This window comes from Kitasatospora sp. NPDC058406 (genome assembly GCF_042722765.1).
Classification (GTDB): Bacteria; Actinomycetota; Actinomycetes; order Streptomycetales; family Streptomycetaceae; genus Kitasatospora.
Genome location: NZ_JBHXKE010000143.1, coordinates 1 through 13,720, shown reverse-complemented (window position 1 = coordinate 13,720; position 13,720 = coordinate 1). Strand labels below are relative to the sequence as shown.

10 protein-coding genes are annotated in these 13,720 nt (G+C 70.0%); 5 read left to right on the top strand and 5 right to left on the bottom strand.

Translation table 11 applies throughout. The features are described 5' to 3' along the window. Window positions 1-172: 172 nt before the first annotated feature. Complete coding sequence (locus ACFWOG_RS25575; RefSeq protein ID WP_380361130.1) at window positions 173-1,993, bottom strand: glycosyl hydrolase family 18 protein; 1,821 nt, start codon at window positions 1,991-1,993, stop codon at window positions 173-175. 361 nt (window positions 1,994-2,354) lie between these two features. Here ACFWOG_RS25575 and ACFWOG_RS25570 point away from each other — a divergent pair, with 361 nt between their 5' ends. The 3 genes from ACFWOG_RS25570 to ACFWOG_RS25560 all read left to right on the top strand — a co-directional run bounded on the left by ACFWOG_RS25570 (window position 2,355) and on the right by ACFWOG_RS25560 (window position 6,138). Next, window positions 2,355-2,789: a hypothetical protein gene (locus tag ACFWOG_RS25570; protein ID WP_329875854.1), complete on the top strand. Its 435-nt coding sequence runs from the start codon at window positions 2,355-2,357 to the stop codon at window positions 2,787-2,789. 1,060 nt (window positions 2,790-3,849) lie between these two features. Continuing rightward, complete coding sequence (locus ACFWOG_RS25565) at window positions 3,850-4,455, top strand: SGNH/GDSL hydrolase family protein (protein ID WP_380361120.1); 606 nt, start codon at window positions 3,850-3,852, stop codon at window positions 4,453-4,455. Window positions 4,456-4,818: 363 nt separating this feature from the next. After that, entirely contained in the window at window positions 4,819-6,138 is a 1,320-nt protein-coding gene (locus tag ACFWOG_RS25560) for an ABC transporter substrate-binding protein (RefSeq protein ID WP_380361119.1), read from the top strand. Between the two features lie 539 nt (window positions 6,139-6,677). Here the strand turns inward: ACFWOG_RS25560 and ACFWOG_RS25555 are convergent. From ACFWOG_RS25555 to ACFWOG_RS25540, 4 genes are all read right to left on the bottom strand, one after another. Further along, the gene (locus tag ACFWOG_RS25555) at window positions 6,678-7,346 is read right to left on the bottom strand and encodes a GntR family transcriptional regulator (protein WP_380361118.1); all 669 of its coding nucleotides are present in this window, start codon (window positions 7,344-7,346) and stop codon (window positions 6,678-6,680) included. 289 nt (window positions 7,347-7,635) lie between these two features. Further along, window positions 7,636-9,132: a hypothetical protein gene (locus ACFWOG_RS25550; RefSeq protein WP_380361117.1), complete on the bottom strand. Its 1,497-nt coding sequence runs from the start codon at window positions 9,130-9,132 to the stop codon at window positions 7,636-7,638. An 845-nt stretch (window positions 9,133-9,977) separates the two neighbouring features. Continuing rightward, complete coding sequence (locus ACFWOG_RS25545) at window positions 9,978-11,201, bottom strand: ROK family protein (RefSeq protein ID WP_380361116.1); 1,224 nt, start codon at window positions 11,199-11,201, stop codon at window positions 9,978-9,980. Window positions 11,202-11,451: 250 nt separating this feature from the next. After that, the gene (locus ACFWOG_RS25540; RefSeq protein ID WP_380361115.1) at window positions 11,452-11,616 is read right to left on the bottom strand and encodes a hypothetical protein; all 165 of its coding nucleotides are present in this window, start codon (window positions 11,614-11,616) and stop codon (window positions 11,452-11,454) included. 299 nt (window positions 11,617-11,915) lie between these two features. On the opposite strand from ACFWOG_RS25540, the gene ACFWOG_RS25535 reads away from it, so the two are divergent. Then, window positions 11,916-12,356, top strand: coding sequence for a carbohydrate ABC transporter permease (locus tag ACFWOG_RS25535; protein ID WP_380361114.1), 441 nt, complete (start codon window positions 11,916-11,918; stop codon window positions 12,354-12,356). A gap of 432 nt (window positions 12,357-12,788) precedes the next feature. Continuing rightward, entirely contained in the window at window positions 12,789-13,670 is an 882-nt protein-coding gene (locus ACFWOG_RS25530; protein ID WP_380361113.1) for an SMP-30/gluconolactonase/LRE family protein, read from the top strand. Window positions 13,671-13,720: the final 50 nt, after the last annotated feature.

The following is a 13,720-nucleotide window of genomic DNA, read 5'->3' as shown; positions in this document are numbered from 1 at the left end:
TCCCCGGGGGCCGGGTGGCCCCGCCCCCGGTCCGGGGGCCCGGCACCCCCCCCCCCATCCGCGCCGGGGGGGCCCCCCCCCCCCCCCCCGGGCCCCGCGGGGGGCGGGCCGGGGCCCCGCTTCGTACAGTGCTGTGGTGCTGTGGTGCTGTGGTCGGACGGTGGTGCAGGTGTTACTGGAGACCGCTGTGGATCGCGTTCACCAGCTCGCCGTTGGCGGTGTCACCGCTGAACTCCCAGAAGAAGGCGCCGCGCAGGTTCTGGGCCTTGGTCCACGCCATCTTCGAGGCGATGGTCGCCGGGGTGTCGTAGCTCCACCAGTTGGTGCCGCAGTGGGCGTAGGCGGTGCCGGCCACCGTGCCGGTGACGGGGCAGGTGTTCTTGAGGACCTTGTAGTCCTCGATGCCGGTCTCGTACGTACCGGCCGCCGCACCGGTGGCGGTGCCACCCGGGGCGGACTGGGTCACGCCGGCCCAGCCACGGCCGTAGAAGCCGATGCCGAGCAGCAGCTTGTCGGCCGGCACGCCGATCGACTTGTACTTGGCGATGGCCTCGGCCGAGGTGAAGCCGGCCTTCGGGATGCCGTTGTACGTGGTGAGCGGGGAGTGCGGGGCCGTCGGGCCCTTCGCCGCCCAGGCACCGAAGAAGTCGTACGTCATGACGTTGATCCAGTCGAGGTACGGCGCACCGGCGGCGTAGTCGGCCTTGTCGATGTTGCCGCCCGGGGAGGCGTCGGCAGAGACGGCCACGGTGACCAGGTCACGGCCGAACTCGGTGCGCATCGCCTGGGTCATCTTCTTGAACGAGTCGGCGCCGCTGGTGTCGCAGGTCAGACCGCAGGCGTTCGGGTACTCCCAGTCGAGGTCGATGCCGTCGAAGACGTCGGCCCAGCGGGGGTCCTCGACCAGGTCGTGGCAGGACTTGGCGAACGCGGCCGGGTTCTGCACCGCCTGGCCGAAGCCGCCGGACCAGGTCCAGCCGCCGAAGGACCAGATCACCTTGATGTGCGGGTAGAGGCGCTTGAGCTCGCGCAGCTGGTTGAAGTTGCCGCGCAGCGGCTGGTCCCAGGTGTCCGCCACGCCGTCGACCGACAGGTCGGCGGTGTAGGCGCGCTCGTAGTCGGCGTAGGCGTCGCCGATGGTGCACTTGCCGTTCTGGACGTTGCCGAAGGCGTAGTTGATGTGGGTGATCTTCGCGGCGGAGCCGGAGGTCACCAGGTTCTTCACGTGGTAGTTGCGGCCGTAGACGCCCCAGTTGGTGAAGTACCCGAGCTTGACCTTGTCGCCGACGACGACGTCGCCGCCGGTGGTGCGCACGCTGCCGGGGGCGCTGGCGGGGCCGGTCAGGTCCGCGGTGTCGCGGGCGACGACGGTGTAGTCGTAGCTGGTGCCCGCGGTGAGGTTGCTGTCGCTGTAGCTGAGGCCGGTCACCGTGGCGACCTTGGTGCCGTTGCGCAGGACGTCGTAGTTCTTGATGCCGGTGTCGTCGGTGGCGGCGGTCCAGGACACCTTCAGCGAGGTGTCGGTGACGTCGGAGCCGACCGGGGTGCCGGGCGCGGAGGGCGCCTTGTTGCCGCCGGGCAGGTCGGTGCCGTCACAGGAGGCGCCGTTGAGCTTGCAGCCGCTGGGCACGCCCGGGCCGGCGCCGTTGAAGCCGAAGGTCACGGAGGCACCGGGGGTGAGGGTGCCGTTCCAGCCCTTGTCCTTGGCGGTCCAGTGCGTGCCGGAGCTGGTGACCGTGGCGTCCCAGGCCGAGGCGACGCTCGTGCCGGTCGGGAAGTCCCACTCGATGGTCCAGGACGTGAGCGTGGTCGTGCCGGTGTTCTTGACCGTCCACTTACCGTCGAACCCCGAGCCCCAGTCGGAGCCCTTGGCGAAGGTGGCGGTGGCGGCGGTGGCGGCCTGGGCGGGGGTGGACAGGCCTACGACGGCGACCAGCGGAAGGGCGAGCGCGGTCAGACCGGCTGCAGCGACTCTCAACTTCTTTTTCGACATGGCGAAGCGAGTACTCAAGAGAGGGGCTCCTCGACGTGGGGGCGGACAGGGGTGGGGGAGTCCGTGGTCGCACGCTGCGCGACGTCCTTCGCAGGGTGCTCCGGCGAGACTAGAAAGGTCCAGACCAAGCCGTCAAGAGGTCCAGACCATTTTTCCTTTACCTGACCTTTGCCGACAAGGACATCCCCCTGGGTTTCCTGACGGTCCGTCCGAAGACGAAGCGGACGACAACGGACGAAATCCACCCGGCTTCGCGCCACCCCGGCGCCGGCGGGGCCGTCCGTGGACATCGCGCTCCGCCAGGGTTGACATGCAAGGGCTGCGGGCAACCTTGTGGCGTCATCACCGCAAACTCCCACCAATGGAGACAAACGCCGTGTTGCGCCGAACTGCACTCACCCTCTTCACCGTGGCGAGCCTGGCCACGTCCGCCGCACTGACCGCACCGGCCGTCGCGGCACCTCCGGCCACGGCCGCCGCCTACCCCACCACCCCGGTCCACGTCGCCGACGGCGCCGGCAGCTACATCTCCGGCACCCTCACCTGGTACAACCGATCGGTGGGCTTCACCGGGACGTTGAAGTCCGTCGGCTGCCGCAGGGCGTGGTACAGCGTGTTCGACGGCTACGCCAACCCGCTCGGCCCCAGGAGCAGCAGTACGCACTGCAACACGGTGACCTCGGTGCCCGCCACGCTTCCCGCCGATGTCGTCGGCGGCGGCTCGTACGTCGGGGTCTGCCTCGACGACGCGAACGGCAAACCGGTCACGTCGTGCGGCGTCTACCCCCGTCCGTGACCGCTCGCTTCCCCTGCCCTCCCCCGCAGTCGGCCGATCCACCGGCCCACACCCGACCCCACCCCGGGGGCCGCCCGGGCACACACGACGCGGTCCCCGCCTCGGCACACTGCGGCGGGGGCCATTCCCGCTCACCGGAAGGTCACCGGAGCGGACCAGGCCTGACGCGGGCGAGGCGAGGACCACCACCGCGCAACGGGCCTCGGGCTGCTGGAGGTTGACACGCCGTCGCCCCATCCCCTTGCGAAGCGGCCAGACCCTCATGAACCGGCCGTAAATTCGTGCACGCCAGATCAGCGATCCCGGCGGGCGAAGGTCACGTGAGTTCGGAGCATCCGGCGAACGAACTGTGCCGCCAAGTCCCTTTCTTCCGGAGGAAAATGAAGGGGTTACTGCCAGCCAGTCGAGAGGGGCCGCGGATCTCGCACCTCGGTGGACGCAGCGATGTCGGCCGAGGACGAACGCCTGGGGGCTGCTTCCGCCACAGGGGTGCTGTTCGAACCGACCGTCCCGGGTGGCGCCTGCGGTGAGGTAGAGGCCGCCGAGGCCGTGGGCGACACGCGTGTGACCGTCCGCGAGCGGTCCGAACCCGGAGCCCCGGCCCGGAGCGTCGGCGTTCGGTCTGCGGACGACCGCGGCACGGTCGGCGAGGCTGCTCCCGCTCACGTCGACCGCGTCGCCGGCACCGCCCCCTCCCCGGGAGCGAGGGGTCCGATTCTCGGCCCGTCGGCCGACGGCGGCAAGGTCCGAATTGCTGATGGGGCGGATAACAGAATCGTATGGGCGGCGCACCGCACCCACCTCACGTCGACCGCAAGGATGTTGTCCAGGTGGGGCCGGTCGGGGTGAAGTGAACGTGGAAGCGCGGGCGTCCGGCCGGCCAGGTCCTGATCTCGAAGCATCGCTGTCGTAGATCGCACAGGGGAGTCTGCGTCGGATGGTGCGCCCGGACGATCCGGCCGGCCGCCACCACTGCGCCGTGGTGCGGCCCGTCGAGGCCGCCGACTCCGCGTGCGTCCGCAACAGCGTCCGGAATCCGAACGAGGCGAGAGGTACACGCATGATCGATCTGTCGGCAGCGCCGATGACCTGGGTGACCGCAGATGACAGCATCACCCAGGCGAGCACGCACACGCGAGGGGCCCGCGGATGGGTCGAGCACCTCCACGAACGCGTGCGGCGACAGCTGGACCGTCGCACGGACATCGTCGTCAACACCGGTGTGTCCGGCTGGACCTCCGCCGACGTCCTCGGCTCCTACCACCATCTGATCGGCCGGTTCGCCCCCGACATCCTCTCGATCTCCCTGGGCACCAACGACGCGCACGCCGGGGCGGTCGGGCTCGACGCCTTCCACTCCGGCATGCGCGAGATCATCACCCGCACCCCCGGTGCCCAGATCATCCTCCAGACCCCCGTCCCGACCGGCCCCGCCGCCCGGACCACCCACCCGGGCCTGCCCGCCTACTGCCAGGCCGTCCGGGACATCGCCCACGACACCGGCTCCCTCCTCGTCGACCACGAGGCGTACTGGCTGGCCCGCTTCCCCGACGGCGACCCGGGCGAGTGGCTCGACGACCCCATCCACCCCAACGCAGTCAGCCACCTGCACATGGTCAACCTCACGCTGCGCACCCTGGGGCTGGGCGAACTGATCAACCCGTGACTCCGCTCGCGCTCCGCAGACCCGCCCGGAACGACCGCGCCGTCGCCGCTCCGTTCGGGTGGCGGCAGGGTGCGGCCGCCGGGCGGGTCTGCGGAGCCGTCGGCATGATGGCGCCCCCTGCCACCGATCCCCCAGCTCGGCCCGAGAGAGATCCGGTTGGCCAAGAACACGAAACGGCAACACCCCTGGCGGCCATTTCGTATATCGCATAAGTTTCGGGCAAGGCTCCAGCTTGCTGCTTCGACGTTACGCCGCACCGCTCTGGGGCCGGTCTCTGGGCCGGATCGCCCCGGCCTCTCCCTGCCCCCGCACGTTCCGGGACGGCCGGCCCGGCCGCTGCCCGTCGCACAAGGAGACCCCCTCATGGCACCACTACTCCGCCGTAGACTCGCCGCCGCCGTCTCGCTGGCCTCCGCCGTCGCGCTCGCAGCCTCGGCCTGTTCCTCCTCCACCGGCGGGTCCTCGGAGTCCGCCGGACCGACCACCGTCAAGTTCTGGTCGATGCCGTACTGGATCGGCCAGGACGGCAAGGTCAAGGAACTGGTGGACGAGTTCAACGCCTCCCAGGGCAAGGTGAAGGTCGAACTCACCCTGCTGGAGTGGAAGGACGGCCGGGACAAGATCAAGCAGGCCGTCGCCGCCGGCAAGGGCCCCGACGTCTGGCTGATGAACAACGGCCTCGACCTCGACTACCTCAAGTCCGGGGCCCTCGCCCCGCTCGACAAGCTCGGCTACACCGCCGCCGACACCGAGAAGTTCCTCCCCCTCGCCAAGGTCGACGAGTACGGCGGCAAGATGTACGGCGTCCCGCTCTCCTTCGACGTCGGCGTCATGCTCTACCGCACCGACATCCTCCAGCAGTACGGCATCGCCGCCCCGCCGAAGACCTGGGAGGAACTGAAGTCCACCGCGGCCACCATCACCGCCAAGTCCGCCGAGGCCGGGAAGAAGGTGGCCGGCTGGCAGTTCAAGGGCATGGACGACCACCTCAACGCCATCAACTCCGTGTGGGAGAGCTTCCTCTGCCAGGCCGGCGGCACCCTCACCACCCCCGACTTCAAGACCTCCACCCAGAACACCGACGCCGGGCGCACCGCGATGGACTACATGAAGTCCTTCTACACCGAGAAGATCTCCCCCACCGGGACCAGCGCCCTCAACGGCTTCATCAGCGGCGACGTCGCGATGTTCCCGTTCAACCAGTCCGTCATCGCCAGCATCAAGCTCGGGGGTGCCAAGACCGAGGGCAAGTGGGCCGTCGCCCCGATGCCCACCGGTCCGAAGAGCGGCTGCTCGATGGTCGGCGGCCAGAGCCTGGTCGCAGGCTCCGCGAGCAAGAACCCCGCCGGCGCAGGCGCGTTCATGCGCTGGCTGGCCTCCCCCGAGCGCAGCGCCCAGTACATGGAGTACTACGGGATCTTCCCGTACGACCTCGGCAAGGTGGACCCGGCCGTGAAGGCCACCGTGGACGGCAAGGCCAAGGCCGACCCCAACTGGAACGCCATCTTCGAACAGCTCGGCCGCAACACCCCCGAGCTGCTGCTCCAGGACCGGCACGCCTTCCAGGCCCGCTGGGACGCCCAGAAGGCCAACATCGTGGCCGGCGTCAACGGACAGGTCCCCGTGGACAAGGCACTGAAGACCATCGACGACGCGGTCGGCCAGGCCCTCGGCAAGGAATGACGGACCGTGGCAAGGGGCGAGGGAGACCTGTGACGAGGGCGACCGGGCTCCCCGCGCAGCACCCCCTCGGCGGCGCGGTCAAGGAGTAGGACCCACGTGCTCCCCGGTAGTCGCACGGATGAACCGGGGAGCACGAGCCCGGCCAGGTGCTGGAGACAGGCACCCGGTCGGGCCTGCGGCATGCGCGTGTCGGACCTGCGGAGGCCGCCCCGGCCGCGACCGGCTCGCCGATGCGGAGGGCGGGCGGCAGGATCGCGAGGGGCTCACGGGCGCCGGGGGCGGTGTCGAGGCCGGGTGGCGCTCAGGCCCGTTCAAGGACCTTCAGGGCGCGGGCGGTGTTCGGTGACACCTCGACGGCATCGATGCCACAGGCGAACAGGGTGAGAACCGCACCCGGGCCGGCGCCGGAGCGTCGCCGCTCACAAGGGCCAGGATCCTGCGGGTGCGCGAGCAAGGAACAGGTCGTCGGCCTGCACGGATAGCTCTGGGGCACGGAAGACACCGGGCCGGGGCAGGGATATCGCCTACGTTCAATCAGCTCAGAAGGCGCACTCGACCTCGTGCACGGCCTGCGAGCCTATGTGGGCGCGTACCGCGTCCGCGGCCGCGACCGGGTCGCGCCGACGCAGCGCGTCCACGATCACGTCGTGCTCGGCGGCCACGGAGCGCCAGTCCCGGTCGCCCATCGGCGCGGTGATGCGGTAGCGGCGGATGGTGAACAGCAGCTGCTCGGTGAGGTCGTGCAGGACGCGGTAGCCCGCGCTCTGGGCCAGCGTCCGGTGGAAGCGGGAGTTCAGCTCGGCCGTCTTCTCCAGCGCGCCCGCGGCCAGCGCGTCGTGCATCGCCCGCTGGATGCTCTTGAGTTCGGCGAGCCGGGCGTCGTCCATCCGCTCGGCCGCGAGCTGTCCGACCAGCGCCTCGATGGCCTCGCGGGCGAGGAAGACGCCTCGCATCTCGGCGACGTCGATCGGGGTCACGGTGATGCCCGCGTGCATCCGCGAGACCAGCAGACCGTCCGACTCCAGCCGCTTCACCGCCTCGCGGACGGGGATCTTGCTGATGCCGAACCGGCGGGCCAGTTCGTCCATGTTGATCCGCTCGCCGGGTCGCAGACCCCCCTGGGCGATGGCGTTGTACAGGCTCTCGTAGACGAGGTCGGCCTTGCTCTTCACGGCGGGGATGCGCTCCGCCCAGCTGGTTCGCTCCATTCGTGCATAGTATGCGATATCCCAATGATCCGGGTCTCTCCCCCGAGGTGAATTCATCACCTCAGCCTGGGGTTTCATTCGGTTCGCCCCGGATGTATCGTCTCCAGGATCTTCGTGCACCAAGTTCGATGCACCCTTCATTCGGCGGCGGATGCGGCGAACGCCTCCCGGGCAGAACCTGCGGATCATGTTGATCCGGCGGCCGGTCGCCCCGGTCCCCGGATCCGGCCGGGAGGCGTTCGTCAGCCATGCGCACCGTGGCGCGTCGGGCTCAGGTGCGGGCCGGGAATCAGGGTGTGCGGACCCAGAACTCGATCGACCGCGGCGGGACGGTGATGGTGAGGGTGGGCCCGGTGAGCGCGGGGATGTCCTGGTTGTTGGTGGCCGGGCCGTAGCGGTGGCCCTGGAAGACGGCGGTCGTCTGGGTGTTGACGGTGTAGGTGAACGACTGGGTGGCTGAGCGGTTGGTGATGACGAAGACCGGCTTGCCCTCCGGGGTCTTCCACGCCATGATCCGCTGGTCGCCGAGTTCTGCGGATTCGTCGACGTGGTAGCGCACCGAGTTCCACGGCATGTACTTCACGAAGCCTGCGATGGCGTTCCAGTTCTGGGGGTTCCAGGTCCAGTGGCCGACCGGGAGGTCGGGGAAGTGGTTGGGGCTGAAGTCGGTGTCGCTCGGCGGGCGCCAGAAGCCGAGGGAGTAGCCGGGCGATTCGGCGTTGGTGGTGGGCTTGAGGGCGTGCAGCCAGAACCAGGTGGGGGAGTTCTGGAAGGTCATCCAGTTCATGATCGACTGGGCGGTGTTGATCGTCCTGTCGTCGCTGGTCTTGTTGTCGAGGTACTCGAACTCGTTGTTGAAGACGGGCCTTCCGAGCGCTCCCGAGGTGTAGTCCCTCCCGATCGGCTTGATGCTCGGCATCTGCTCGTTGCTCGGCGAGCCGACGCGGTGGAAGGTCCAGGCGTCGACGTAGGACAGGGCCACGGGGTCGGCCGCGACGGCCTTGCCCCAGGGGCTCTCCCAGCCGTCCCGGCTGTCGGCGTGGATCATCGCTCGGGGGTAGCGGGCCTTGACCTTGGGTGCGACGGCCTTGAACGTCTTGAGGTACCCCTCGGGCGTGTACTGGCACGTGGAGTACGTGTTCTCCGCGTCCGGCTCGTTCTGCAGGCCCCACATGGAGATGGGAACACCGCGTGCCGAGAGGTAGTCGAGGTCGCCGACCATGGCGTCGCCCAACTGGTCGAGGAACGCCCGCTCGACGGACGCGAGACTGCCTCTGACGTAGGAGTTGTTGCTCTTCCAGCCGGGGGCGGGTGACCAGTACTCGGCCGCCACGCCCTCCATGCGACTGCTGTTGATCATGTCGGCGAGCAGGGCGGTCTGGCCGGGGTAGCGGTCGATGATGTGCTTGCCCGTGGGATCGAGACCGCGGTGGTAGAGCCCGAGCGCGAGCCGGCAGTAGCGGAAGCCCCGGTCGGTGCGGTCACCCATGACCAACTGCTGGTAGAAGCGGGTCCGTTCGGCCGGTGTCAGGTCGTAGGGAACGCCGGAGACGGTGGCCGGCAGGCCGTTGTTGCCGGAGCCGATCGAGTCCGACTGGATCTCGAAGCCGAGGCCGAGGATGGTCTGCTTGCGCGCCTGGTCGAAGCGGATGGTGTAGTTGCCGGCCGTGGCGGCCGTGGCGGTGGAGAGGTTGAGCAGCGGGGTGATGGCCGCTCCGGCGCCGGCGACGGCCGCTCCGCGCAGGATGGAGCGGCGGCTGATGCCGTGAGGCTCGGGTCTGGTCATGTTCCGTCTCCGTGGGGGATGGGGGTGGGGTGGGGGCTGGAGGTGACCTGTCGCCGCAGGCGAGGGGAAGCCGGCTCCGGCGGGGGTGATGCCGGTGTGGACGGCGGGTACGAAGCTCCCGCGGGCGGTGCTTCGGCGACGTTGGGCAACGGGCGCCGATCGGGGTCCGCACCGAAGGGGCTTCGGGGTGTGGCGGTGCTCGGGCCTACTGATTCCGGAGGCCGGCTGTCGGGGAGGTCGGGCCGTGGTAGCGGCGCGAGAGCGGACCGCCGGGAGGTGCCGACGGATCAACTGCGCGGCGGCGCCGTGGGCGCGTCTCTTGTGGGATGGGCTGCGGCTGGGTCGGCCGTCCAGGTACGTGCGGGAGCAGGGAGAGGCCGGTCGTGATCCGGCTCCAAGTCCGGCCCCCGAACGGCGTGCTGTCACGTCGGCACGGCATCCGGAGTCTGATCGTTTTCGTGATCGGACGCAGGGGCCGGCTCGGACGGTGGGCGCTGTCGGCTCCGGCGGCGAGCGGCCTCTCGTCCGGGCATCGGGAAGCGGAAGCCAGGTTTGCGGAGGGTCAGACGATCCGCTCGCGGGGGTCGGCGGTGGCTGTCCGGTAGCCGCCCTCCTCGCAAAGCAGGTGGCTTCGCCGGGTCATATCGCCTGTAGACCCCCCTCCCCCATCCTCGGCCCCACCCACCCGATGTCGGGCAGGCCGTCGGCACGCGGCAGGAGGACGACCGTCGTCGTCTCGGCCCCGCCGGAATCGGAGAGTGCGACGGGGTCGGTGGGTACGGGGGCGGCAACGCGCCCGGGCTCGATCATCAGGCAGCTCCATCGGTACGGAGGGAAGGACGATGTCAGGTCTGCCCGGCGAGAAGGCGACTCTCGATGTCGTCGAGGGCCAGCCGGGCTGCGCCCAGCGCAACGGACTCGTCTCCGAGCAGGGAGACGCGAAACTCGGGCGGGTCGAAGGACGTCGCGGCGAAGTGCTGCCGGAACGGAGCGGCGAGCACCTCTCCCGTGCGGGACAGGCCGCCACCGAGCACGACGAGGTCGGGGTCGATGGCGTGCACGAGGGTCGAGGCTCCGAGGGCGAGGGCCTCGGCGAGGACGTCGACCGTGCGCATCGCGGCGGGGTCACCTGTCGTGGCCGCCTCGAAGAGCGCTCGGACACCCTCGCCGGTGGACTCGCCGGTGGACTCGCCGGCGAGCTTGCGACTCTCGCGGTCGAGATCGCTCATCGCCTCGCGCCACCCGAGCATCTTCAGGGAACCGACGGACGCCGCGAGACCGTGCCGGCCGTTGTGAATGTGCCCGCCGATGACGATCGCCGACCCGATGCGGCGGCCGGCGTGGATGTAGACGAGGTCCCGTGCCCCGGCTGCCGCGCCCCGCCACTGCTCGGCCACCGCCGCCAGGTGGATGTCGTTGGCCACCAGCACGTCGCTTTTGAAGCGTGCCGAGACCTCGGCGACCACATCGATCCGGTCGAAGCCGGGGAGCGAGTAGACGTTGAGGTCCCGGCCGGCGGAGAGCGTGCGGACGTCCTTGACCGACGAGCCGTCGGTCACCGTTCCGGTGATGCCGCAGGCCACGGAGCGGACGCGTTCCCGCCCCATCCTCGCCTGCCGGAGCGTGGCCTCCATCAGACGTGCTGCGGCGTCGATGCGCTCGGCGGCCCCCAGGGCGGGATCGACACCGCGCTTGCGCAGCGACACGACCTCCCCCCGCAGATCGCAGATGATCACGGCCACCTTGTGAGCACCGATGTCGACCCCGACGACGTTGAAGTTCTCGGCAGCGACCCCGTAGTGCCGAGCGGGCCGGCCCGCGGATCGGTCGACCTTCGGAGGCCCGGGCGCCTCGCGGACGAAGCCCTCCTCCAGCAGGGCGTTCAGCAGCTCCTCGGCCGTGGGGCGCGAGACGCCGATAGCCGAGCGAAGGTCGCCGACCGTCAACGACTCCACGGTGAGGAAGGCCTTCACCGCAGCCGAGAGGTTGAGCCTGCGCAGCAGGCCGGCATCGCCCGAGCGGGTGGTCGAAGTCGCACGGTTTTGGGCTTGACGAGTGTCCTGACGCACGGCAGCAGGCTATCTAGATCGACCCTCCTCAGCAATATTGAAAAGCAACTTGCTTATCTAAAGCAGGTTCAATCGACACCCGCGGAGCGGGTTCGACACTGGAGGAGAGCACCATGAGACAGCTGACCACCGTGTGGCGATCACCACGGTGATGGGCCTCGTCGCACTGACTGGCTGTGCCGCCGGGGGAAGCGGGACAGGCAACAGCGCGGCAGGCGGCGACGTGAAGCTGGCCGCCGCCCTTCAAGGTCTACGACCAGATCGCCGTCCTCACCAACGGCGGCCCCGGCACCGACGGCACGGCCACCGTCGCCTTCGACGTCGTCCGCACCGCCTTCGCCGAACAACGCCCCGGAATGGCTTCGGCGATGGCCGGGATCATGCTCGCCATCGTCTCCGTCGCGAGCGTGACCACGCTCAGGCTTCTGCAACGACGAGAGGTGAACCTGTGAAGTCCCGAGTCCCGTGGGTACGCCCGCTCCTGGCCACGGGCACCGCGGCCGTCTTCGCCCTGCCGCTGTACGTCGCACTGGTCAACGTCTTCAAGCCCAACGCCGACGTCGTCGCCGCGCCGTTGGCGCTCCCCGCCCCATCCACCCTGGAGAACCTCGGGCGCGTACTGTCGCGGCCGGACGGAGTCTCGACTGGTACGGCCTCGCCAACTCCGCCACGCTCACGGCGGCGTCGATCCTCATCACCACCGTCCTGGCCGCGATGTCTGCCTACCACCTGGTGCGGTCGGACCGCTGGTGGAGCCGCGCCGTCCTCGGCGTCATGCTGACCGGCCTGATGGTCCCGCCCGCGGTGATCATGCTGCCGATCACACGGGTCCTCGACGCCGGAGGGCTACTGCACACCATGCACGGCGCGGTGCTGGTCAACGTCGGGTACTACCTGCCGTTCGCCATGCTCGTCTTCATGGGCTTCATCCGCACGATCCCCCGCGAACTCGAGGAGGCCGCGGCGGTCGACGGGGCGGGCCGGTTCCGCATCTTCTGGCAGGTGGTCTTCCCGCTGCTGCGTCCGGCGTCGGCCAGCGTGCTGATCTTCCTCGGCGTGTGGGTCTGGAACGACTTCCTCACTCCCCTGCTCGTGCGGGGCCCGGGAGCCGGCAACACCGCCACCGTCGGCATCTACCGGTCGATCGGGCCCTAACAGCAGGACTTCGGCGCCGTGTTCGCGTTCATGTTCCTTGCGACACTGCCGGTCCTGGTGTTCTACCTCGCGTTCCAGAAGCACTTCGTCCGGGGCCTCACAGGCGGCGCGACCAAGGGCTGACACCCCCTGAACCCGGGCATCGGCCCAACCGAGAGGAGTGCCCGTTGCCCCCGGACCCGGCATGTGTCATCGTCTTGGACCCTGATGACAACTGCTTCCCGTCCCCCGGGAACCGGGCGGCCCCGACACGACGAATCCCCACACCCGACAACTTCGCCACCCACCTCGTCCGGCGCACCGCCGCCCGACAGACCGTCAAGAGCCGCGACCCCGCCTCCGCCGCCGACCCCGGCAACGAGGTCCGGGTCGCGGCGCCCGTTCTGCGAGCCGACACCACACTCCGCCGCCCCGCCACCGAAAGAGCCGTCCGTGTCCCCCACCGACCTGCCCTCCCGGGGCGTGCCCCGCGCTCTCGGCAACCCCCACGAACTCGGCGAAGGCGCCCGCTGGATCCACGACCGGACGGTCTGGGTCGACCTCCTCGCCGGCGAACTCTGGGAACACCGCCCCGCCACCGATGCCACCCGACGCCTGCTCTCCCTCGGTGTACCCCTGGGGGCTGTGGCCCCGCTCCAGGACGGGAGCGGGTGGATCGCCGCCTGCGACACCGGCATCGCCGTCCTCCGCGACGGCCGGCCCGACTGGATCGACCGGCCCGAGGACGGCGCCCCGACCCGCATGCGGATGAACGACGGCTGCGCCGACCCCCGCGGCCGGTTCATCGCCGGATCCATGGCCTTCGACGCCACCCCCGGCTCCGGTTCGCTCTACCGGACGGACACCGACGGATCCGTCACCAAGATCCTCGACGGCCTGACCATCCCCAACGGCCCGGCCTTCTCCCCCGACGGCACCGTGATGTACCTGGCCGACAGCGACCTGCGGCGGATCGACGCCTACCCCTACGACCTGGAGCACGGCACCCTGGGCACACCGCGGCTCCTCGCCCGGCTCCGTCCCGACGAGGGCGTGCCCGACGGCATGGCCGTCGACCGGGACGGCAACGTGTGGTCCGCCGAATGGGGCGGTGCCCGCCTCCGTCACTACAGTCCCGACGGCGACCTGTTGCGCGTTCTCGCCCTCCCTGCCCGGCAGCCCACTTCGTGTGCCTTCGGCGGTCCCGACCTCACCGACCTCTACGTCACCACCGCCGCCCTCGGCCTGGACTCCCCCGGCCCGGTCGACGGCCGCACCCTTCTCCTGCCCGCCCCCTGCGCGGGCCTGCCCACAGCGGCGGCCCGCCTCGTCTGAACGGTCGAACGGCGACGAGACCACGCCCCCCCCGGGGGGGGGCGTGGTCT